Source organism: Streptomyces sp. NPDC041108 (genome assembly GCF_055592645.1).
This window is the reverse complement of record NZ_JBVIYK010000003.1, coordinates 758,161-780,588: the sequence shown is the minus strand read 5'-3', so window position 1 is coordinate 780,588 and position 22,428 is coordinate 758,161. Positions and strand designations below refer to the sequence as shown.

Here is a 22,428-nt window from a genome sequence, read left to right as displayed (position 1 = left end):
CACCCATGTTCGCCGTGCCGGCGGACACCGGAACCACGGGGGGAAACATCACCGCCATGCGTACAGCCACGCGCAACAAGAACGTCGTACGCCGTGCCTTCACCGGTGCCGGCTGCGCGGCGGCCGTGCTCGTCACGGCGGCCGCGTGCGGAACCGTCGAGAACCTCACCGCGGGTCAGAAGGTCGACAGCGCCGTCGAACGGCTGGGCGAGCAGAAGTCGCTGGCCTTCGGGATGCGGCTCGACGCCGACCCGGACGACCTCACCGCGCTGATGGGCGAGGACAGCGAGGAGATGCCGCCGGAGATGACGGAGTTCTTCACCGGCCTGCGCGTCGACGTGTCGGTCAGGTCGAAGAAGCCGCTGGCCGAGTCCGGCGAGAAGGACATCGCCGGAATGGGCATGAAGATCTCCGGCCACGACGGTGTGCTCGTCGAGTACCGGGTCGTCGGCGACTACACGTACTACCGCGCCGACATGGAGGCCATGGGCGACGCGATGGGCATTCCGTTCCCGACCGCCGACGAACTCCCCGAGAGCGAGCGGCACTTGCGGCCGGCTCTGGAGGGCGACTGGGTGAAGGTGAACACCGCCGAGCTGCAGGACGCCGCCGGGGACGAGGGGACCGGCTCGGGCGGCTCCGACGACATCGACGCCAAGACCCAGAAGAAGATCCTCGACGCCGTGCGTGGTGTCTTCGCCCGCGAGGTCGGTTTCAAGACCAAGGACGGCAAGGACGGCACCGAGGTCGTCACCGCCAAGGCCAACTTCCGCGACCTGCTCACCGGCATCGTCGACAAGCTCCAGCCGCTGGAGGGCGAGCTGCCGCCGGGAGCCGAACTCCCCACGGCCAAGGACATGAAGGACGCCCCCGACAAGAACGTCGCTGTCGACTTCACCCTCAAGAACGGTGACCTGACCCGTATCGAGACCGACCTCGCCGCCCTCGCCGACGACCCCAAGGGCGCCAAGGCCCCCCTGGTCCTCACCTTCGGCAAGGCCGGCGACGTCAGCGCGCCCAAGGGCGCGGCCGAGATCCCGGTCGACGAGTTCAGCGACCCGTTCGGCGGCGGTCTGTTCGGCGTCTGATCACACCGGCGAGCACCGAACCCACCGGCGAGCCGAGCACACGGGGGAGACGACAGCACGGGGGAGACGGCAGCACGGGGGAGTGCACCCGTACGGGGGAGCGGGCACCCACCCTCGCGGGCACGCGCGCCAGGAGCGGGAGAACCTCCACGCGCGCGTGCCGTACGCCCGGGTACGGGCGTACGGCCCTTCACCCCCGCCCCTGCCGCGGCAGATCCACCGCCGCCCCCGCAGCGCCCGTCGCCGAGCCGCAGTACTCCCGTACCGCGCTGGTGCGCGCCACCACGCGCCCCCGGTGCACGACGACGCGGCTGTATCCGAGCGACAGCACTCCCGCGAGCCGGGTGCCGCGCACGGCGAGCAGTTCGGCGGGGAAGCCGGCCTCGACGCGCACCTCGGGCAGACCGAGACCCGCGCGCGCCACCCCGCTGACGGCGTCGAACGCCTCCTCGGGCCGCAGCCCGTACCGGGAGGCGAGCAGGAACGCGGCCTCCAAGGGGTCCCCGCGCCCGACGGGGTTCGACACGTCCCGCAGCGCCCCGCTGCCCGCCGCGACGCGCACCCCGGCCGCCCGCAGAAGCCGTACGGGGGCGGTCTCCCGGCCGTCCACGGTGCCGCAGCCGCCCTGCGGGAGGCAGACGACGGTCACGCCGGCCGCCGCCAGCTGGTCGGCGGCCCGGGCGGCGGCCTGCGCGGGAAGACGGGCCAGCCCGCCGCACGGGCCCAGCGTGACGCCCGGCCGTAGACCGCCCGCCATGGCCGCGAGCCGGGCGAGGCGGGCCGGGTCGTCGCCGTCGGTGTGCAGGTCGACCGGGCAGCCGTGCTCGGAGGCGATCTCCAGGACCGCCTCCACGTATCCGGTGGGATCCGGGTCCAGATCCGGGCAGCCGCCGACCACCGAGGCGCCCATCTTCACCGCGTCCCGCAGGATCGCCAGCCCGTCCGCGCCGGCCACCCCGGTCAGCACCCGGGGCATCGCCACCGTCGTCAGCTCCGCGAGGCCGCGCAGTGTCTGCCCCGCCCGGAGCACCGCCGCCAGCGCCTCCAGACCCTGGACGTCGCCCACGTGCACATGCGAGCGGACCGTCGTGGCGCCGTGCCCGAGCTGCAGCAGCGCGGCCTCCGTGGCCCGCCGCTGGACGTCCTGGCCGTCGTAGGGGACCGGGCCCTCGAAGTCGGCCGACAGGGCCGTGTCGCCGTGGGCGTGCGGCTCCACGGGGGCCGGCAGGAGCAGATGGCCGCCGAGGTTCACCCGGGTGGCGGGCGTCCCGGACGCGGCGGGTCCCGCGCCCAGGCTGCCCGCCGTGCCGACCGCCTCGATACGCCCGCCGCCCAGCCGCACGTCCACCACCCGGCCGTCGGTCAGCCGCGCCCCGCACAGCAGCAGGACGCCTGCCTCGTCCGGGCCGGACGGCGGGCCGGAGGAGGAGGGGGACGGCTGCGGCTGGCTGTCGGGCATCGCACTCCCCGGGGGACACAAGATCACGCAGAGTGAGTCGAGCCTAGGCGGGCCGCACCTCCCCGTCGCGGAGGAGCGCAATAGTCGTACCGGTGTGCCTCACCTGCCGGAGGAGCGCCGGGAAGCGCCGGGGAGAGCCGGTGGCGACGGGGCGCGTGGGGCCCGCGTGGCCTGGGTGAACGGCTCGGGAGCGGCGCGGCCGACCGCTCCGGACGGCGGTCCGACGACCCCCGGAAGATCGCCGATGGAGCGGTGCGCCGACCGGCGCTCCGACCGGTGCGCGACGGGCGGACGACCCATGGATGCGGGCGGGGAAACGGATTTGGGCGATCGGCGGTGGGGCGTGTAATGTCTTCATCGCTCGCCCCAATAGCTCAGTCGGCAGAGCGTCTCCATGGTAAGGAGAAGGTCTACGGTTCGATTCCGTATTGGGGCTCTGGTGTGAATGGTTCCCGCCGCAAGGCGGGAGCTGCTCGCATCAAAGCGGTGTAGCTCAGTCGGTAGAGCAAGCGGCTCATAATCGCTGTGTCACCGGTTCAAGTCCGGTCACCGCTACGGACAGTAGCCGATTGCGGGGTCGGTCCTTCGATCGGCTACTCTTCTATGCGTTAAACCCTGTCCCATCCGTTCGTCAAGGAGCACTCACGTGGCTGCCACCGACGTCCGCCCGAAGATCACGCTGGCCTGCGTGGAGTGCAAGGAGCGGAACTACATCACCAAGAAGAACCGGCGTAACAACCCGGACCGACTGGAGATGAAGAAGCACTGCCCGCGTTGCAACGCGCACACCGCGCACCGCGAAACGCGATAAATCAGGCTCGTACGCGAGGCCGTCCCCGAGAGATCGGGGGCGGCCTCGCGTCGTTGCACGACCCGTACCGGTCAGTACCGCCGTATCCGTACCCCCGCGTCGGTACCGCCGTACCGCCATATCCGCCGAGCAACCAGGAGGTGCCGAGCCGATGGCGCTCGACCAGTCCTTCGTGGGGCGTTCCTACCCGCCCACCGACCCCTACGAGGTCGGCCGGGAGAAGATCCGCGAGTTCGCTGAGGCCGTGGGGGACACCAACCCCGTCTACACCGACCCGGAGGCCGCCAAGGCACTCGGGTACGCCGATGTGATCGCCCCGCCGACCTTCGTGTTCTCGATCACCTTCAAGGCGGCCGGACAGGTCGTCCAGGACCCCCAGCTGGGCCTCGACTACAGCCGGGTGGTGCACGGCGACCAGAAGTTCGCCCACAAGCGCCCGGTGCGCGCCGGTGACCGCCTCACGGTCACCTCGACCATCGAGGCGATCAAGTCCCTGGCGGGCAACGACATCCTGGACATCCGCGGCGAGGTCCACGACGAGTCCGGCGAACACGTCGTGACCGCCTGGACCAAGCTCGTGGCCCGCGCGGCCGAGGGGGCGTGAGGATCCGATGACCGCCAAGATCTCCTACGACGACGTCGAGGTCGGCACTGAACTGCCCGCGCAGACCTTCGGCGTGACCCGCGCCGCCCTCGTCCGGTACGCGGGCGCCTCCGGCGACTTCAACCCGATCCACTGGAACGAGAGGTTCGCCAAGGAGGTGGGCCTCCCGGACGTCATCGCGCACGGGATGTTCACCATGGCCGAGGCGATCCGCGTCGTCACCGACTGGACCGGCGACCCGGGCGCGGTCGTCGAGTACGGCGTCCGCTTCACCAAGCCCGTCGTCGTCCCCGACGACGACGAGGGCGCCACCATCGAGGTCAGCGCCAAGATCGGCGCCAAGCTCGACGACAACACCGTCCGCGTCGACCTCACGGCCATGAGCGCCGGCCAGAAGGTCCTCGGCATGTCCCGGGCGGTCGTACGACTGGCCTGACCGCCCGCGCGGCCGAGCCGCACCCCTACGGTCCCCCGCCCCTCCCGGGTGCGGGGGTCTCGTACTCTTGAGCCCGTGCAGGAACTCCACGACGCCCCCCTCGCCCCGCTGACCACCTTCCGGCTGGGCGGGCCCGCGCGCCGGCTGATCACCGCGACCACCGACGACGAGGTGATCGCCGCCGTCCGCGAGGCCGACGACACCGGTACGCCGCTGCTGCTCATCGGGGGCGGTTCCAACCTGGTGATCGGGGACCAGGGCTTCGCCGGGACCGCGCTGGTCGTCGCCACGAAGGGCTTCGCGCTCGACGGGACACGGCTGGAACTGGCCGCCGGCGAGGTGTGGACCGACGCGGTCGCCCGGACCGTCGAGGCCGGGCTCGCCGGCATCGAGTGCCTGGCCGGCATCCCCGGCTCCGCGGGCGCCACCCCGATCCAGAACGTCGGGGCGTACGGCCAGGAGGTCGCCTCCACCATCACCGAGGTCGTCGCCTACGACCGCCGCACCCGCGAGACGGTCACCGTCCCGAACACCGAGTGCGCCTTCTCGTACCGCCACAGCCGCTTCAAGGACGAACCCGAGCGGTACGTCGTCCTGCGGGTCCGGTTCGAACTGGAGGACGCCGGCGGCCTGTCGGGACCGGTCAAGTACGCCGAGACGGCCCGCACGCTCGGTGTCGAGCCCGGCGACCGGGTGCCCCTGGCCCGGGCCCGCGAGACCGTGCTGAAGCTGCGCGCCGGGAAGGGCATGGTCCTCGACCCCGAGGACCACGACACCTGGTCCGCCGGGTCGTTCTTCACCAACCCGATCCTCGACGACGAGCAGTTCGCCGCGTTCCACGCGCGCGTGCGGGAGCGGCTCGGGGACGACGTGAGCCCGCCCGCGTACGCCGCCGGCGACGGGCACACCAAGACCTCCGCCGCCTGGCTGATCGACCGGGCCGGGTTCACCAAGGGGTACGGCACCGGCCCGGCCCGGATCTCCACCAAGCACACCCTGGCCCTCACCAACCGGGGCGCGGCCACCACCGAGGACCTGCTCGCGCTGGCCCGCGAGGTCGTGAGCGGAGTCCGGGACGCCTTCGGCATCACCCTGGTCAACGAGCCGGTGACGGTCGGCGTCAGCCTCTGACCGGAGCCGCTAGCCGACCGGGCGGGCGAGCCAGTCGTCCACCCCGGACAGCAGCTTCGCCCGCTCGCTCTCCGGCGCCGCCGACGCCCGGATCGACTGGCGGGCCAGCTCCGCCAGTTCCGCGTCCGTGAAACCGTGATGGTGCCGGGCGATCTCGTACTGGGCCGCGAGGCGGGAGCCGAACAGCAGCGGGTCGTCCGCGCCGAGCGCCATCGGCACACCGGCATCGAACAGAGTGCGCAGGGGGACGTCCTGGGGCTTCTCGTAGACACCGAGCGCCACGTTCGAGGCGGGGCAGACCTCGCACGTCACGCCCCGGTCCGCGAGCCGCCGCAGCAGCCGCGGGTCCTCCGCCGCGCGCACGCCGTGCCCGATCCGCGAGGCGTGCAGATCGTCCAGACAGTCGCGCACCGACGACGGGCCGGTCAGCTCACCGCCGTGCGGCGCCGACAGCAGACCCCCCTCGCGCGCGATCGCGAAGGCCCGGTCGAAGTCCCTCGCCATGCCCCGGCGTTCGTCGTTGGAGAGCCCGAAGCCGACCACGCCCCGGTCCGCGTACCGCACCGCCAGCCGGGCCAGCGTGCGCGCGTCCAGCGGGTGCTTCATCCGGTTCGCGGCCACCACCACCCGCATCCCGAGCCCGGTCTCCCGCACGGTCGTGTCCACCGCGTCCAGGATGACCTCCAGCGCCGGGATCAGGCCGCCCAGCCGGGGCGCGTACGACGTGGGGTCCACCTGGATCTCCAGCCAGCCCGAGCCGTCCCGCACGTCCTCCTCCGCGGCCTCCCGCACCAGCCGCTGGATGTCCTCGGGCCCTCTGACACACGAGCGCGCCGCGTCGTACAGCCGCTGGAACCGGAACCACCCCCGCTCGTCCGTCGCCCGCAGCTTCGGCGGCTCCCCGCCGGTCAGCGCCTCGGCGAGCGCCTCGGGCAGCCGTACCCCGTACTTGTCGGCCAGCTCCAGCACGGTCGTGGGCCGCATCGACCCGGTGAAGTGCAGATGCAGATGGGCCTTGGGCAGTTCAGAGAGATCACGTACACGCTCCATCGCCCGATCCTGCCGCACGCCCGTGCCGTCCCGGTAGCGGAATCCTCGAACGTGGTCTTGCTCGCACGAACGACAGGGGGCCGCCCACCGGAATCGGTGGACGGCCCCCTGCCACGGACCTCAGTCCCGGGCCTCCGCCAGGAGCTTCTGGATACGGGAGACACCCTCGACGAGATCCTCGTCACCCAGGGCGTACGACAGCCGCAGATAGCCGGGGGTACCGAAGGCCTCGCCCGGGACGACCGCCACCTCGGCCTCCTCCAGGATCAGCGCGGCCAGCTCGACCGTGTCCTGCGGGCGCTTGCCCCGGATCTCCTTGCCCACCAGGTCCTTCACCGAGGGGTAGGCGTAGAACGCGCCCTCGGGCTCCGGGCAGAACACGCCGTCGATCTCGTTGAGCATCCGCACGATCGTCTTGCGGCGCCGGTCGAAGGCCTCCTTCATCTCCTCGACGGCCGACAGGTCGCCGGAGACGGCGGCCAGCGCGGCGACCTGGGCCACGTTGGAGACGTTCGACGTGGCGTGCGACTGCAGGTTGGTCGCGGCCTTCACGACGTCCTTCGGGCCGATGACCCAGCCCACGCGCCAGCCCGTCATCGCGTACGTCTTCGCGACACCGTTGACGACGATGGTCCGGTCGGCCAGCTCGGGCACGACCACCGGCAGCGAGTGGAACTCCGCGTCGCCGTAGACCAGGTGCTCGTAGATCTCGTCGGTCAGGACCCACAGGCCCTTCTCGGCGGCCCAGCGGCCGATCTCCTCGATCTGCGCGCGCGTGTAGACCGCGCCGGTCGGGTTGGAGGGGGAGACGAAGAGCAGCACCTTCGTGTTCTCGGTGCGGGCCGCCTCCAGCTGCTCGACGGAGACCCGGTAGCCGGTGGTCTCGTCGGCGACCACCTCGACCGGGACACCGCCGGCGAGACGGATCGACTCCGGGTACGTCGTCCAGTACGGCGCGGGGACGATGACCTCGTCGCCCGGGTCGAGGATCGCGGCGAAGGCCTCGTAGATGGCCTGCTTGCCGCCGTTGGTCACGAGGACCTGCGACGCGTCGACCTCGTAGCCGGAGTCGCGCAGGGTCTTCGCGGCGATCGCGGCCTTCAGCTCGGGCAGACCGCCGGCCGGCGTGTACCGGTGGTACTTCGGGTTCTTGCAGGCCTCGACGGCCGCCTCGACGATGTAGTCGGGGGTCGGGAAGTCGGGCTCACCGGCGCCGAAGCCGATCACCGGACGCCCAGCGGCCTTGAGGGCCTTCGCCTTGGCGTCCACGGCGAGGGTGGCGGACTCGGAGATCGCGCCGATGCGCGCGGAGACCCGGCGCTCGGTGGGAGGGGTTGCAGGGCTCATGGGCCCCATCGTTCCAGACCGGAAACGCGCCGGGCACGCGGGTTTCACAGACTGAACAGCGACGGAACAACCGTCCGTATCCGCGGCCGGAAACGGTCGATCTTCGGCGGGCAACGTCCCTACGGACGCTTTCTGTTCGACGACAGCCCTCGGACCACGTATGCTCTGTCCTCGTTGGTCTTCACCGGCCGCGCCCGTCAGGTGCACACCGTGCACTCGCTCGGATGCGGTACGTTGGTGGAGAACCGCAAAGGGTCGTAGCTCAATTGGTAGAGCACTGGTCTCCAAAACCAGCGGTTGGGGGTTCAAGTCCCTCCGGCCCTGCTACACACTCCTCACGCCAGGATGTGTGCGCATGTACGTACAGCAATGTTCCGCCGTGCGGCTCAGACCGGGCGCGGCACGGCCACGACCCGGACCGGAATCAGGTGAGGATGAATGACGGACGCCGTGGGCTCCATCGACACGCCTGATGCCCAGGACGAGGTGCCCGAGGACAAGAAGAAGACCCGCAAGGGCGGCAAGCGTGCCAAGAAGGGCCCGCTGAAGCGCCTCGCGCTCTTCTATCGCCAGATCATCGCGGAGCTGCGGAAGGTCGTCTGGCCGACCCGCTCCCAGCTGACGACCTACACCTCGGTGGTCATCGTCTTCGTCGTCATCATGATCGGTCTTGTCACTGTGATTGACTTCGGCCTAGACAAGGCCGCCAAGTACGTCTTCGGCGGCTGAGCCGAAAGCGAAGGGCGCCGTGACTTGGCGCCCCTTTTCGCATGTTCCACCCCCATGATCCAGGAAGAAGCAGCCACGTGTCTGACCCGAACCTGAAGGACGCCATGGAGCCTCGCGGTGAAGGTGCCGAGTCCGTGGATGACGAACTCGACATCGTCGAGGGAGCAGACTCCGAGGACGGCGTCGACGAGGTCGAGGCTGCCGAGGCCGAGGCGGGGGAGCCGGCCGAGGAAGAGGCCGTGCACGTCGAGGACGACTCCGACGTCGAGGATTCCGACGTCGAGGGCTCCGAGGACGAGGACGCCGAAGAGGCCGTCGAGGAGGAGACCGAGCCGGTCGACCCCGTCGAGGCCCTGCGTCAGGAACTGCGGGCCCTGCCCGGCGAGTGGTATGTCATCCACACGTACGCCGGTTACGAGAACCGTGTGAAGACCAACCTGGAACAGCGTGCCGTCTCGCTGAACGTCGAGGACTTCATCTTCCAGGCCGAGGTGCCGCAGGAAGAGGTCGCGCAGATCAAGAACGGCGAGCGCAAGACGATCCGCCAGAACAAGCTCCCCGGCTACGTCCTCGTCCGCATGGACCTGACGAACGAGTCCTGGGGCGTCGTCCGCAACACCCCCGGCGTCACCGGCTTCGTGGGCAACGCCTACGACCCGTACCCGCTGACCCTGGACGAGATCGTCAAGATGCTCGCGCCGGAGGCCGAGGAGAAGGCCGCCCGTGAGGCCGCCGAGGCCGAGGGCAAGCCGGCTCCCGCCCGCAAGGTCGAGGTCCAGGTGCTGGACTTCGAGGTCGGCGACTCGGTCACCGTCACGGACGGCCCGTTCGCCACGCTGCAGGCGACCATCAACGAGATCAACGCGGACTCGAAGAAGGTCAAGGGTCTCGTGGAGATCTTCGGCCGCGAGACGCCGGTCGAGCTGTCGTTCGACCAGATCCAGAAGAACTAGCCGGCCACCGGCTCCTTCCTGGACCACCGCTTCCGACCAGGTCAGACGGGCTGTCAAAAGCTTGTCTGACCTGCTCGGTTTTTGGCCGCGCATCCATACCCGTTATCGTTGTGCGGTATGCCTTCATCCGGGACGCGACCTGGATGAGGGCGCACTCGAATCGAAAGGACCCGGAGAGCAATGCCTCCCAAGAAGAAGAAGGTCACGGGGCTCATCAAGCTCCAGATCAACGCCGGTGCGGCGAACCCCGCCCCGCCGGTCGGCCCCGCGCTCGGTCAGCACGGCGTCAACATCATGGAGTTCTGCAAGGCCTACAACGCCGCGACCGAGTCGCAGCGTGGCTGGGTGATCCCGGTGGAGATCACGGTCTACGAGGACCGCTCCTTCACCTTCATCACCAAGACGCCGCCGGCCGCGAAGATGATCCTCAAGGCCGCGGGTGTCGAGAAGGGCTCCGGCGAGCCGCACAAGACCAAGGTCGCCAAGATCACCGAGGCGCAGGTCCGTGAGATCGCCACGACCAAGCTCCCCGACCTCAACGCCAACGACCTGGACGCCGCGTCGAAGATCATCGCCGGCACCGCCCGTTCCATGGGCATCACGGTCGAGGGCTGAGTCCCACCTTCGTAGAACCTCGCGGCAGCCGTACACGGCGGCCGCGCGTGGCAGGGCCTGCTCGGCCCGTACCACGACTCCTTTTCAAGAACACACAGGAGCAGTTGTGAGCAAGCGCAGCAAGGCTCTCCGCGCTGCGGACGCCAAGGTCGACCGGGACAAGCTCTACGCCCCGCTCGAGGCCGTCCGTCTCGCCAAGGAGACCTCCACGTCCAAGTTCGACGGCACCGTCGAGGTCGCCTTCCGTCTGGGTGTCGACCCGCGCAAGGCCGACCAGATGGTCCGTGGCACCGTGAACCTCCCGCACGGCACCGGTAAGACCGCCCGGGTCCTGGTCTTCGCGACCGGTGACCGTGCCGAGGCCGCGACCGCCGCCGGCGCCGACATCGTCGGCTCCGACGAACTGATCGACGAGGTGGCGAAGGGCCGTCTGGACTTCGACGCCGTCGTCGCCACCCCGGACCTCATGGGCAAGGTCGGCCGCCTCGGCCGCGTGCTCGGTCCCCGTGGTCTCATGCCGAACCCCAAGACCGGCACCGTGACCCCGGACGTCGTGAAGGCCGTCAACGACATCAAGGGCGGCAAGATCGAGTTCCGCGTCGACAAGCACTCGAACCTGCACTTCATCATCGGCAAGACGTCGTTCGACGACACCAAGCTGGTGGAGAACTACGCCGCGGCGCTGGAGGAGATCCTCCGTCTGAAGCCGTCGGCCGCCAAGGGTCGCTACATCAAGAAGGCCGCGATCAGCACCACGATCGGCCCCGGCATTCCGGTCGACTCCAACCGCACCCGCAACCTCCTCGTCGAGGAGGACCCGGCCGCCGTCTGAGCCTGACGCTCACCGGCAGCCGCGTCGCGGTCGCACAGCCCGAGGACGAGCCCCGCAGCCTTTCGAGGCTGCGGGGCTCGTCTTCTGCGTGGGCCCTGAAGGCGCACGACAGGCGCCGTCCGTCGGCGCTAGTGTCCCTGCCGTCCCACACGGGTGGGGCGTGAGGTTCCAGGGGGACAGATGAGGTTGGCCGCACAGGGCTCCGTACGTCGTCGCAGAGCGGTCGGCATCGCCGTCGTGGCCGCGCTGCTGGGCGGTGCCACCGCCTGCGGCACGGAGGCGGGGCCGGAGGCCGAGGCGAAGCCTGAGACGCCCGCGGAGGCCGAGGCGAAGCCCGCAACGCCCGCGGAGGCCGTGGCCCGGGCCGCGGAGCGGACGGCGGACATCGCGTCGCTGCGCTACCGGGTGACGGGGACCCTGCCGGAGCACGGGAAGATACGGGCCGAGGCGGCGATGACCGCGCGGCCGACCGCGATGCGCATGGAACTGACCGGGTGGGGCCCGAGCGAGGACAAGGCCCTGGCGGTGCGGTTCGCCGACGGGGTGATCTACGCCGAGGGGGACGCGGCCGCCGTCGGCGCCCCCGCGGACAAGAAGTGGATCAGCGCCGGGCCGGCCGTCTGGGGACGCGGGGCGGCGGAGAACAACACGTACCGCGTCCTGCCCGGTCCGTTGGAGGCGAGCCCGCTCGCGCAGTCCACGCTCCTCACCGGCGCGAAGAAGGTCAGCGAGGTCGGTGCCGAGAGGGTCGAGGGCAGCGGGACCACGCACTACCGGGGCACGGTCACCACGAAGAGCCTGCGGGCCGCCCAGACGGCCGCCCGGGACAAGGCGACCCGGGAGATGCGGACGACCAGTCTGGACCAGTTCATGATGCTGGGCATCGAGGAGACGCTCACCGTGGACCTGTGGGTCGACGACGACGGCCGGGCCAAGCGGTACCGGCTCAGGGGCGAGACCTACGCCCTGCAGGAGGGGCGCACGGTCGACGGAGGGCCGCTCGACCTGACCGTCACCCTCCTGGACGTCGACCGCCCGGTGACCGTCGAGACCCCGGCGGCCGAGGACACGGTCGACCTCGCCGAGCGGGTGGACGGGGCCGGAGGGGGCTGAGCTGCGGCCTCCGGGAGCGGATTTGCCCGACAGGGACACGGTCCCGTACTCTTCCGAGGAAGCCAAAGACCGCTGGTCGTTGCCGTGTGCTCACAAGAGGGCGCGGTGGCCGAAGGATCCGCTGAACTGCGGACGACCCGCGCAGGTGACTGTGGAAGTTGCTCCTGGTCCGGTTCCGTCTCGTACGGGATTCGTCCGGTCGAGCCACGCCCCGTGCGCCTGCGCCGGGGCGTTTCGTTTTCCCCAGCCCCTTCTGAGCGGTCCTCATCACCCGGAAGGAGGCCGACGCTCTATGGCAAGGCCCGACAAGGCTGCCGCGGTGGCCGAGCTCACGGAGCAGTTCCGTAGCTCGAACGCCGCCGTGCTGACCGAGTACCGGGGTCTCACCGTGGCGCAGCTCAAGACGCTGCGTCGTTCACTCGGTGAGGACGCCCAGTACGCCGTGGTGAAGAACACGCTGACCAAGATTGCGGCCAACGAGGCCGGGATCTCGACGCTCGACGACCTGTTCAACGGTCCGACGGCGGTCGCCTTCATCACCGGTGACCCGGTGACGTCGGCGAAGGGTCTTCGTGACTTCGCCAAGGACAACCCGAACCTCGTCATCAAGGGCGGTGTCCTTGACGGCAAGGCGCTGTCCGCCGACGAGATCAAGAAGCTCGCGGACCTCGAGTCCCGCGAGGTTCTGCTCTCCAAGCTGGCGGGTGCCTTCAAGGGCAAGCAGTCCCAGGCTGCGCAGCTCTTCCAGGCGCTTCCCTCGAAGCTCGTCCGCACCGTGGACGCGCTTCGTGCCAAGCAAGAAGAGCAGGGCGGTGCCGAGTAACTCGGCTCGCGAAATGACCGCCGCCTGAGGCAGTCCGCCTCCGGAAGCGGTCGTAGCGGGCCGTCGTACGCCCGCCAGACATGTACATCCCGGCACCAGCCGAATTAGTGGAAGGAAGCCATCGTGGCTCTCACCCAGGACGAACTGCTCGCCGAGTTCGAGGGCATGACCCTCATCCAGCTCTCCGAGTTCGTGAAGGCGTTCGAGGAGAAGTTCGACGTCACCGCCGCCGCGGCCGTCGCCGTTGCCGGCCCCGCCGTCCCCGGCGCCCCGGCCGAGGCCGCTGAGGAGCAGGACGAGTTCGACGTCGTCCTCACCGGCGCCGGCGAGAAGAAGATCCAGGTCATCAAGGTCGTGCGTGAGCTGACCTCGCTGGGCCTGAAGGAGGCCAAGGACCTCGTGGACGGCGCCCCGAAGCCCGTTCTCGAGAAGGTCGCCAAGGAGGCCGCCGAGAAGGCTGCCGAGTCCCTCAAGGCCGCCGGCGCCTCCGTCGAGGTCAAGTAAGGCCGAGCCGGTTCGCCGGCTCTCCTGGATCCGCGAGGATCCGTGCGGCACGGTTTCGAGACAAGTATCAAAAACTTGTTCGAGGCTGTAACGCGAACGTACCGAAGGGCGATCACCCAACTGGGTGGTCGCCTTTCGGCGTTCCGGGACGTCGGCGGACGGCTGCCTTGCACTGTCGGTGCCGACGAGTATGGTGATCTTCGTCGTGCCTCCGACACCCCAGGTGGCGAGCCGCGAGTGACGATCGCGGCACCGGGATCGGGCATGCGGGGCCTTGACGAACTGCACGCAGCGCGCAATTCTCAGGACGCGTCGTCACACCGATCCGAACTCCGAGGCATGGATCGACGGCGAAGAGGGCAGTATCAACGTGCGTTGAGGGCGTGGGCTTGCGTAGGTGTCGAGAACAACGAGGGTCTCAAAAAACCCGCACTGGACATCAGTGTGCCAAGTGGCTACACTGACCCTTTGCGCTGCCTGTTAGCTGTCCCCTGCCCGTCACCAGGGGCATGCCCTCGCTTGAGCATCGACGAACAGACCATTCCCGACCTGGCCTTTTGGTCAGATCAGGAACAGCCTGCTCTCTTTGCGCATAAGAGGGGCCGGTACGCGCGTAGTGAGTCCGAGCCCTCGGAAGGACCCCCTCTTGGCCGCCTCGCGCAACGCCTCGACCGCGAATACGAACCCCGCCGCCAGCACTGCCCCGCTGCGCATCTCTTTTGCAAAGATCAAGGAGCCTCTCGAGGTTCCCAACCTGCTCGCGCTGCAGACCGAGAGCTTTGACTGGCTGCTCGGCAACACCGCCTGGCAGAGTCGGGTCGAGGAGGCTCTGGAGAACGGACAGGACGTCCCCACCAAGTCCGGTCTGGAGGAGATCTTCGAGGAGATCTCCCCGATCGAGGACTTCTCCGGGTCGATGTCGCTGACGTTCCGCGACCACCGTTTCGAGCCGCCGAAGAACAGCATCGACGAGTGCAAGGACCGCGACTTCACGTACGCGGCCCCGCTCTTCGTCACCGCCGAGTTCACCAACAACGAGACCGGCGAGATCAAGTCCCAGACGGTCTTCATGGGCGACTTCCCGCTCATGACCCACAAGGGCACCTTCGTCATCAACGGCACCGAGCGTGTCGTCGTGTCGCAGCTGGTCCGTTCGCCGGGTGTCTACTTCGACTCCTCCATCGACAAGACGTCCGACAAGGACATCTTCTCCGCCAAGATCATCCCGTCCCGGGGTGCCTGGCTGGAGATGGAGATCGACAAGCGCGACATGGTCGGTGTGCGTATCGACCGCAAGCGCAAGCAGTCCGTGACCGTCCTCCTCAAGGCCCTCGGCTGGACCACCGAGCAGATCCTGGAGGAGTTCGGCGAGTACGAGTCCATGCGCGCCACCCTGGAGAAGGACCACACCCAGGGGCAGGACGACGCGCTGCTCGACATCTACCGCAAGCTGCGTCCGGGCGAGCCCCCCACGCGTGAGGCCGCGCAGACGCTTCTGGAGAACCTGTACTTCAACCCGAAGCGCTACGACCTCGCGAAGGTCGGCCGCTACAAGGTCAACAAGAAGCTGGGTGCGGAGGCTCCGCTCGACGCGGGCGTCCTGACCGTCGAGGACGTCATCTCGACGATCAAGTACCTGGTGAAGCTGCACGCGGGCGAGACCGAGACGGCCGCCGACAACGGCCAGACGATCGTCGTCGAGACCGACGACATCGACCACTTCGGCAACCGTCGTCTGCGCAGCGTCGGCGAGCTCATCCAGAACCAGGTCCGTACGGGTCTGGCGCGTATGGAGCGTGTCGTCCGCGAGCGCATGACGACCCAGGACGTCGAGGCGATCACGCCCCAGACCCTGATCAACATCCGGCCGGTCGTCGCCTCCATCAAGGAGTTCTTCGGCACCAGCCAGCTGTCGCAGTTCATGGACCAGAACAACCCGCTGTCGGGTCTGACGCACAAGCGTCGTCTCTCGGCGCTGGGTCCCGGTGGTCTGTCCCGTGAGCGGGCCGGCTTCGAAGTCCGTGACGTGCACCCCTCGCACTACGGCCGCATGTGCCCGATCGAGACGCCCGAAGGCCCGAACATCGGTCTGATCGGCTCGCTCGCCTCCTACGGCCGCGTCAACGCGTTCGGTTTCGTGGAGACGCCCTACCGCCGGGTCACCGACGGTGTCGTCACCGACGAGGTCGACTACCTGACGGCCGACGAGGAGGACCGGTTCGTCATCGCGCAGGCCAACGCCACGCTCGACGACGACCTGCGCTTCACCGAGAACCGCGTCCTGGTCCGCCGCCGTGGCGGCGAGGTCGACTACGTCCCCGGTGACGACGTCGACTACATGGACGTCTCGCCGCGCCAGATGGTGTCGGTCGCGACCGCCATGATCCCCTTCCTGGAGCACGACGACGCCAACCGTGCCCTCATGGGCGCGAACATGATGCGTCAGGCCGTGCCGCTCATCAAGAGCGAGTCCCCGCTCGTCGGCACCGGCATGGAGTACCGCTCCGCCGTCGACGCCGGCGACGTGGTCAAGGCCGAGAAGGCGGGTGTGGTCCAGGAGGTCTCCGCCGACTACATCACCACCACCAACGACGACGGCACGTACATCACGTACCGCCTGGCCAAGTTCGCCCGCTCCAACCAGGGCACCTCGGTCAACCAGAAGGTCATCGTCAACGAGGGCGACCGGATCATCGAGGGCCAGGTCCTGGCCGACGGTCCGGCCACCGAGAACGGCGAGATGGCGCTGGGCAAGAACCTGCTCGTGGCGTTCATGCCGTGGGAGGGTCACAACTACGAGGACGCGATCATCCTGTCGCAGCGCCTCGTGCAGGACGACGTCCTCTCCTCGATCCACATCGAGGAGCACGAGGTCGACGCCCGTGACACCAAGCTCGGCCCCGAGGAGATCACCCGGGACATCCCGAACGTCTCCGAGGAGGTCCTCGCCGACCTCGACGAGCGCGGCATCATCCGTATCGGTGCCGAGGTCGTCGCCGGTGACATCCTCGTCGGCAAGGTCACGCCCAAGGGTGAGACCGAGCTGACCCCCGAGGAGCGGCTGCTCCGCGCGATCTTCGGTGAGAAGGCCCGTGAGGTCCGTGACACCTCGCTGAAGGTGCCGCACGGCGAGATCGGCAAGGTCATCGGCGTCCGCGTCTTCGACCGCGAGGAGGGCGACGAGCTTCCCCCCGGTGTGAACCAGCTGGTGCGCGTGTACGTGGCGCAGAAGCGCAAGATCACCGACGGTGACAAGCTCGCCGGCCGACACGGCAACAAGGGTGTCATCTCCAAGATCCTGCCGATCGAGGACATGCCGTTCCTGGAGGACGGCACCCCGGTCGACATCATCCTCAACCCGCTCGGCGTGCCGTCCCGAATGAACCCGGGACAGGTGCTGGAGATCCACCTCGGCTGGCTCGCCAGCCGCGGCTGGGACGTCTCCGGTCTGGCCGACGACTGGGCGAAGCGTCTGCAGGTCATCGGCGCCGACTCCGTCGCCCCCGGCACCAACGTCGCGACCCCGGTCTTCGACGGTGCCCGCGAGGACGAGCTGGCCGGTCTGCTCCAGCACACCATCCCGAACCGCGACGGCGAGCGCATGGTGCAGCCGACCGGTAAGGCGAGGCTGTTCGACGGCCGCTCCGGTGAGCCGTTCCCGGACCCGATCTCGATCGGGTACATGTACATCCTCAAGCTCCACCACCTGGTCGACGACAAGCTGCACGCCCGGTCGACCGGCCCGTACTCGATGATCACCCAGCAGCCGCTGGGTGGTAAGGCTCAGTTCGGTGGCCAGCGCTTCGGTGAGATGGAGGTGTGGGCGCTGGAGGCTTACGGCGCCGCGTACGCCCTCCAGGAGCTGCTGACCATCAAGTCCGACGACGTGACCGGCCGCGTGAAGGTCTACGAGGCCATCGTCAAGGGCGAGAACATCCCCGAGCCCGGCATCCCCGAGTCCTTCAAGGTGCTCATCAAGGAGATGCAGTCCCTGTGCCTCAACGTGGAGGTGCTGTCCTCGGACGGCATGTCCATCGAGATGCGCGACACCGACGAGGACGTCTTCCGCGCTGCGGAGGAGCTTGGCATCGACCTGTCCCGGCGCGAGCCGAGCAGCGTCGAAGAGGTCTGACGGGAGTCCGGCGGCCTTCACCGCGAGAAGCATGAAGGCCGCCGGCCCCAGGACCCCCGTATCAGACCCCATGACTTACAACCCTGAGAGGGATTGACGCATAGTGCTCGACGTCAACTTCTTCGACGAGCTCCGGATCGGTCTGGCCACCGCTGACGACATCCGTCAGTGGAGCCACGGCGAGGTCAAGAAGCCCGAGACGATCAACTACCGCACGCTCAAGCCCGAAAAGGACGGACTCTTCTGCGAGAAGATCTTCGGTCCGACCCGGGACTGGGAGTGCTACTGCGGCAAGTACAAGCGTGTCCGCTTCAAGGGCATCATCTGTGAGCGCTGTGGCGTCGAGGTCACTCGCGCCAAGGTGCGCCGTGAGCGGATGGGCCACATCGAGCTTGCCGCTCCCGTCACCCACATCTGGTACTTCAAGGGCGTCCCGTCGCGGCTGGGCTACCTGCTCGACCTCGCCCCGAAGGACCTGGAGAAGGTCATCTACTTCGCGGCGTACATGATCACGTACGTCGACGAGGAGCGCCGCACCCGCGACCTGCCCTCGCTGGAGGCCCACGTCTCCGTCGAGCGTCAGCAGGTCGAGAACCGCCGGGACGCCGACCTGGAGGCCCGCGCCAAGAAGCTCGAGACCGACCTGGCCGAGCTGGAGGCCGAGGGCGCCAAGGCCGACGTGCGCCGCAAGGTGCGCGAGGGCGCCGAGCGTGAGATGAAGCAGCTGCGCGACCGTACGCAGCGCGAGATCGACCGTCTCGACGAGGTGTGGACCCGCTTCAAGAACCTCAAGGTCCAGGACCTGGAGGGCGACGAGCTCCTCTACCGCGAGCTGCGTGACCGCTTCGGCACGTACTTCGACGGCTCGATGGGTGCCGCGGCGCTGCAGAAGCGCCTGGAGTCCTTCGACCTGGACGAGGAGGCCGAGCGCCTCCGCGAGATCATCCGCACCGGCAAGGGCCAGAAGAAGACCCGTGCGCTCAAGCGCCTCAAGGTCGTCTCCGCGTTCCTGCAGACCAGCAACAGCCCCAAGGGCATGGTGCTGGACTGCGTGCCGGTCATCCCGCCGGACCTCCGCCCGATGGTGCAGCTGGACGGTGGCCGCTTCGCGACCTCCGACCTGAACGACCTGTACCGCCGTGTGATCAACCGGAACAACCGACTGAAGCGGCTTCTCGACCTCGGCGCGCCCGAGATCATCGTGAACAACGAGAAGCGCATGCTCCAGGAGGCCGTCGACGCGCTGTTCGACAACGGCCGTCGTGGCCGTCCGGTCACCGGCCCCGGCAACCGCCCCCTGAAGTCCCTCAGCGACATGCTGAAGGGCAAGCAGGGTCGATTCCGTCAGAACCTGCTCGGCAAGCGTGTGGACTACTCCGCGCGTTCCGTGATCGTCGTCGGTCCGCAGCTGAAGCTGCACCAGTGCGGTCTGCCGAAGGCCATGGCGCTGGAGCTGTTCAAGCCGTTCGTGATGAAGCGGCTCGTGGACCTCAACCACGCGCAGAACATCAAGAGCGCCAAGCGCATGGTGGAGCGCGGCCGCACCGTCGTGTACGACGTCCTCGAAGAGGTCATCGCCGAGCACCCGGTGCTGCTGAACCGTGCTCCCACCCTGCACCGCCTCGGCATCCAGGCCTTCGAGCCGCAGCTGGTCGAGGGCAAGGCCATCCAGATCCACCCGCTCGTCTGCACCGCGTTCAACGCGGACTTCGACGGTGACCAGATGGCCGTGCACCTGCCGCTCTCCGCGGAGGCGCAGGCCGAGGCCCGCATCCTGATGCTGTCCTCGAACAACATCCTCAAGCCCGCCGACGGCCGTCCGGTGACGATGCCGACCCAGGACATGGTCCTCGGTCTGTTCTTCCTCACCACCGACGGCGAGCTGCGTGACACCAAGGGCGAGGGGCGCTCGTTCGCCTCCACGGCCGAGGCGATCATGGCGTTCGACGCCGGCGAGCTGGCGCTGCAGTCCCAGGTGGACATCCGCTTCCCGGTGGGCACCATCCCGCCGCGCGGCTGGATGCCGCCGGCGCGCGAGGAGGGCGAGCCGGAGTGGCAGCAGGGTGACAGCTTCCGTCTGAAGACCACGCTCGGCCGTGCGCTCTTCAACGAGCTGCTGCCCGAGGACTACCCGTTCGTCGACTACTCGGTGGGCAAGAAGCAGCTCTCCGAGATCGTCAACGACCTGGCCGAGCGCTACCCCAAGGTCATCGTGGCGGCGACGCTCGACAACCTGAAGGCGGCCGGCTTCTTCTGGGCGACCCGTTCCGGTGTCACCGTGGCCATCTCCGACGTCGTCGTTCCCGAGGCGAAGAAGGAGATCGTCCGCGGGTACGAGGCGCAGGACGAGAAGGTCCAGAAGCAGTACGAGCGCGGTCTGATCACCAAGGAAGAGCGCACGCAGGAGCTCATCGCGATCTGGACCAAGGCGACCAACGAGGTCGCCGAGGCGATGAACGCGAACTTCCCGAAGACGAACCCCATCTTCATGATGGTCGACTCGGGTGCCCGCGGAAACATGATGCAGATGCGTCAGATCGCCGGTATGCGTGGTCTGGTGTCGAACGCCAAGAACGAGACGATCCCGCGTCCCATCAAGGCGTCCTTCCGCGAGGGCCTGTCCGTCCTTGAGTACTTCATCTCCACGCACGGTGCCCGTAAGGGTCTGGCGGACACCGCCCTGCGTACCGCCGACTCGGGTTACCTGACCCGTCGTCTGGTGGACGTCTCGCAGGACGTCATCATCCGCGAGGAGGACTGCGGCACCGAGCGCGGTCTGAAGCTGCGGATCGCCTCGAAGGACGAGACCGGGGTCCTGCGCAAGGCCGAGGACGTCGAGACCAGCGTCTACGCCCGCATGCTCGCCGAGGACGTCGTCATCGACGGCAAGGTGATCGCGCCGGCCAACGTGGACCTGGGCGACGTGCTCATCGACCAGCTCGTGCACCACGGTGTCGAGGAGGTCAAGACCCGCTCGATCCTGACCTGTGAGTCCAAGGTCGGCACGTGTGCCATGTGCTACGGCCGCTCCCTGGCCACCGGCAAGCTGGTCGACATCGGTGAGGCGGTCGGCATCATCGCCGCCCAGTCCATCGGTGAGCCCGGTACCCAGCTGACGATGCGTACCTTCCACACCGGTGGTGTGGCCGGTGACGACATCACGCAGGGTCTGCCGCGTGTCGTCGAGCTCTTCGAGGCCCGTACGCCGAAGGGTGTCGCCCCGATCTCCGAGGCGGCCGGTCGCGTCCGCATCGAGGAGACCGAGAAGACCAAGAAGATCGTCATCACGCCGGACGACGGCAGCGACGAGACGGCGTTCCCGATCTCGAAGCGCGCCCGTCTGCTGGTGAGCGAGGGCGAGCACGTCGAGGTGGGCCAGAAGCTCACCGTGGGTGCCACCAACCCGCACGACGTGCTGCGCATCCTGGGTCAGCGTGCCGTCCAGGTCCACCTGGTCGGCGAGGTCCAGAAGGTCTACAACTCGCAGGGTGTGTCGATCCACGACAAGCACATCGAGATCATCATCCGGCAGATGCTGCGCCGCGTGACGATCATCGAGTCCGGCGACGCCGAGCTGCTGCCCGGTGAGCTGGTCGAGCGCTCGAAGTTCGAGACCGAGAACCGTCGTGTGGTCCAGGAGGGCGGTCACCCGGCCTCCGGTCGTCCGCAGCTGATGGGTATCACCAAGGCCTCGCTGGCGACGGAATCCTGGCTGTCGGCCGCCTCCTTCCAGGAGACGACCCGAGTCCTGACGGACGCGGCGATCAACGCCAAGTCCGACAGCCTCATCGGCCTCAAGGAGAACGTCATCATCGGTAAGCTCATCCCGGCCGGTACGGGTCTGTCCCGGTACCGCAACATCCGGGTCGAGCCGACCGAGGAGGCCAAGGCCGCGATGTACTCGGCCGTCGGCTACGACGACATCGACTACTCGCCGTTCGGCACGGGCTCCGGCCAGGCCGTCCCGCTGGAGGACTACGACTACGGTCCGTACAACCAGTAGGCGAGCGGTTGTAGTTGCTTGAGCTGAGGGGCGGTCACCTTTGGGTGGCCGCCCCTTCGGCGTGGGTACGGGTGTTCGGTGTGGCAGAACCGCAACAGAACCGGGGCGGGGAACCCGTGCTCGGGGGCGGGCGTTGGAGCATCATGGAGGAACAACCAGTCCGGGGGAGTGTTTCTCGTGTCGAACCCGTCGTGGCAGCCGATTCCTTGGCAGCAGGCGCAGGGCAGTAGTCCTTCGATGCTCGCCGCACACGCCGACCGTGAGCGTGCCGTGGATGTACTGAAGGCAGGGTTCAGCGAGGGCCGCCTGCCGCAGGACGAGTACGAGAGGCGCGTGGAGAGGGCCTACAAGGCGCGCACAGTGGGGGAGCTGTCCCTTCTGGTCGCCGACCTGCCCCAGGGCCCCTCGGGGATGCAGCCGACCGCTATGGGCGCCCCGGTGCCCAGGACGTTCATGCCGGCGCCCCTGCCGCCGCCGGCGACCAACGGCAAGGCCGTGGGTTCCATGGTGTGCGGTGTGCTCACCACCATGACGATGGGGCTCACCGGCATTCCCGCGGTCATTCTCGGCCACACAGCCCGCGCCGAGATCAGGCGTACGGGCGAGGGGGGCGACGGCTTCGCGCTGGCCGGGATCATCCTCGGCTGGCTCTCCGTGGCCGGCTGGGGTCTCTTCCTCCTCCTCATCGCCATTCTGGAGACGTCCGCGAACCCCTGATCCGGGGCCGTGTCCAGGAGTTCGGGAGGGACGCGGGACCCTTCCGGGCGCCGGTTCCGCCGTGCGGGCGCCCCCTCCTCA

18 protein-coding genes and 3 tRNA genes are annotated in these 22,428 nt (G+C 68.6%); 18 read left to right on the top strand and 3 right to left on the bottom strand.

What is annotated here, in order from left to right; all coding sequences use genetic code 11:
- Nucleotides 1-56: 56 nt before the first annotated feature.
- The gene (locus ACZ6BB_RS13040; RefSeq protein ID WP_471615274.1) at nt 57-1,088 is read left to right on the top strand and encodes a hypothetical protein; all 1,032 of its coding nucleotides are present in this window, start codon (nt 57-59) and stop codon (nt 1,086-1,088) included.
- A gap of 190 nt (nt 1,089-1,278) precedes the next feature.
- Here the strand turns inward: ACZ6BB_RS13040 and ACZ6BB_RS13035 are convergent, their stop codons facing one another.
- Entirely contained in the window at nt 1,279-2,547 is a 1,269-nt protein-coding gene (locus ACZ6BB_RS13035; protein ID WP_471615273.1) for an amidohydrolase family protein, read from the bottom strand.
- Nucleotides 2,548-2,910: 363 nt separating this feature from the next.
- Here ACZ6BB_RS13035 and ACZ6BB_RS13030 point away from each other — a divergent pair.
- The 6 genes from ACZ6BB_RS13030 to ACZ6BB_RS13005 all read left to right on the top strand — a co-directional run bounded on the left by ACZ6BB_RS13030 (nt 2,911) and on the right by ACZ6BB_RS13005 (nt 5,529).
- Nucleotides 2,911-2,983: transfer RNA gene (locus ACZ6BB_RS13030), tRNA-Thr, on the top strand.
- Nucleotides 2,984-3,029: 46 nt separating this feature from the next.
- A tRNA-Met gene (locus tag ACZ6BB_RS13025) sits at nt 3,030-3,102 on the top strand.
- Between the two features lie 91 nt (nt 3,103-3,193).
- Nucleotides 3,194-3,358 carry a 50S ribosomal protein L33 gene (rpmG, locus tag ACZ6BB_RS13020; protein ID WP_003948671.1) on the top strand — a complete coding sequence of 55 codons (165 nt, stop codon included), beginning with the start codon at nt 3,194-3,196 and terminating at the stop codon, nt 3,356-3,358.
- Between the two features lie 151 nt (nt 3,359-3,509).
- Nucleotides 3,510-3,962: a MaoC family dehydratase N-terminal domain-containing protein gene (locus tag ACZ6BB_RS13015; protein WP_275456588.1), complete on the top strand. Its 453-nt coding sequence runs from the start codon at nt 3,510-3,512 to the stop codon at nt 3,960-3,962.
- 7 nt (nt 3,963-3,969) lie between these two features.
- Entirely contained in the window at nt 3,970-4,398 is a 429-nt protein-coding gene (locus ACZ6BB_RS13010; RefSeq protein WP_471615272.1) for a MaoC family dehydratase, read from the top strand.
- Nucleotides 4,399-4,473: 75 nt separating this feature from the next.
- Entirely contained in the window at nt 4,474-5,529 is a 1,056-nt protein-coding gene (locus tag ACZ6BB_RS13005) for a UDP-N-acetylmuramate dehydrogenase (RefSeq protein ID WP_471615271.1), read from the top strand.
- 9 nt (nt 5,530-5,538) lie between these two features.
- Here ACZ6BB_RS13005 and ACZ6BB_RS13000 read toward each other — a convergent pair whose 3' ends face one another.
- Together ACZ6BB_RS13000 and ACZ6BB_RS12995 are read right to left on the bottom strand one after the other, a co-directional pair.
- On the bottom strand, nt 5,539-6,579 hold the full coding sequence (locus ACZ6BB_RS13000) for an adenosine deaminase (RefSeq protein ID WP_471615270.1): 1,041 nt from the start codon (nt 6,577-6,579) through the stop codon (nt 5,539-5,541).
- A gap of 120 nt (nt 6,580-6,699) precedes the next feature.
- A complete protein-coding gene (locus tag ACZ6BB_RS12995) occupies nt 6,700-7,926 on the bottom strand; it encodes a pyridoxal phosphate-dependent aminotransferase (RefSeq protein WP_471615269.1) in 1,227 nt (408 codons plus the stop codon).
- Between the two features lie 251 nt (nt 7,927-8,177).
- On the opposite strand from ACZ6BB_RS12995, the gene ACZ6BB_RS12990 reads away from it, so the two are divergent.
- The 11 genes from ACZ6BB_RS12990 (at nt 8,178) to ACZ6BB_RS12940 (ending at nt 22,347) form a co-directional block, all read left to right on the top strand.
- Nucleotides 8,178-8,250: transfer RNA gene (locus ACZ6BB_RS12990), tRNA-Trp, on the top strand.
- Between the two features lie 114 nt (nt 8,251-8,364).
- On the top strand, nt 8,365-8,655 hold the full coding sequence (gene secE / locus ACZ6BB_RS12985; protein WP_471615268.1) for a preprotein translocase subunit SecE: 291 nt from the start codon (nt 8,365-8,367) through the stop codon (nt 8,653-8,655).
- A 77-nt stretch (nt 8,656-8,732) separates the two neighbouring features.
- Entirely contained in the window at nt 8,733-9,608 is an 876-nt protein-coding gene (nusG, locus tag ACZ6BB_RS12980) for a transcription termination/antitermination protein NusG (protein WP_471615267.1), read from the top strand.
- A gap of 180 nt (nt 9,609-9,788) precedes the next feature.
- A complete protein-coding gene (gene rplK, locus ACZ6BB_RS12975; protein ID WP_020132675.1) occupies nt 9,789-10,223 on the top strand; it encodes a 50S ribosomal protein L11 in 435 nt (144 codons plus the stop codon).
- Nucleotides 10,224-10,329: 106 nt separating this feature from the next.
- Complete coding sequence (gene rplA / locus ACZ6BB_RS12970) at nt 10,330-11,055, top strand: 50S ribosomal protein L1 (protein WP_184904681.1); 726 nt, start codon at nt 10,330-10,332, stop codon at nt 11,053-11,055.
- A 180-nt stretch (nt 11,056-11,235) separates the two neighbouring features.
- Nucleotides 11,236-12,168, top strand: a complete 933-nt coding sequence (locus ACZ6BB_RS12965; protein ID WP_471615266.1) for an SCO4651 family lipoprotein — start codon at nt 11,236-11,238, stop codon at nt 12,166-12,168.
- A 292-nt stretch (nt 12,169-12,460) separates the two neighbouring features.
- The gene (gene rplJ / locus ACZ6BB_RS12960; RefSeq protein WP_020113849.1) at nt 12,461-12,991 is read left to right on the top strand and encodes a 50S ribosomal protein L10; all 531 of its coding nucleotides are present in this window, start codon (nt 12,461-12,463) and stop codon (nt 12,989-12,991) included.
- A gap of 120 nt (nt 12,992-13,111) precedes the next feature.
- Complete coding sequence (gene rplL, locus ACZ6BB_RS12955) at nt 13,112-13,495, top strand: 50S ribosomal protein L7/L12 (protein ID WP_107118189.1); 384 nt, start codon at nt 13,112-13,114, stop codon at nt 13,493-13,495.
- 646 nt (nt 13,496-14,141) lie between these two features.
- On the top strand, nt 14,142-17,627 hold the full coding sequence (rpoB, locus tag ACZ6BB_RS12950; protein ID WP_471615265.1) for a DNA-directed RNA polymerase subunit beta: 3,486 nt from the start codon (nt 14,142-14,144) through the stop codon (nt 17,625-17,627).
- A 103-nt stretch (nt 17,628-17,730) separates the two neighbouring features.
- The gene (locus ACZ6BB_RS12945; RefSeq protein ID WP_086747317.1) at nt 17,731-21,630 is read left to right on the top strand and encodes a DNA-directed RNA polymerase subunit beta'; all 3,900 of its coding nucleotides are present in this window, start codon (nt 17,731-17,733) and stop codon (nt 21,628-21,630) included.
- 237 nt (nt 21,631-21,867) lie between these two features.
- Entirely contained in the window at nt 21,868-22,347 is a 480-nt protein-coding gene (locus ACZ6BB_RS12940; RefSeq protein WP_471615264.1) for a DUF1707 and DUF4190 domain-containing protein, read from the top strand.
- Nucleotides 22,348-22,428 lie beyond the last annotated feature (81 nt).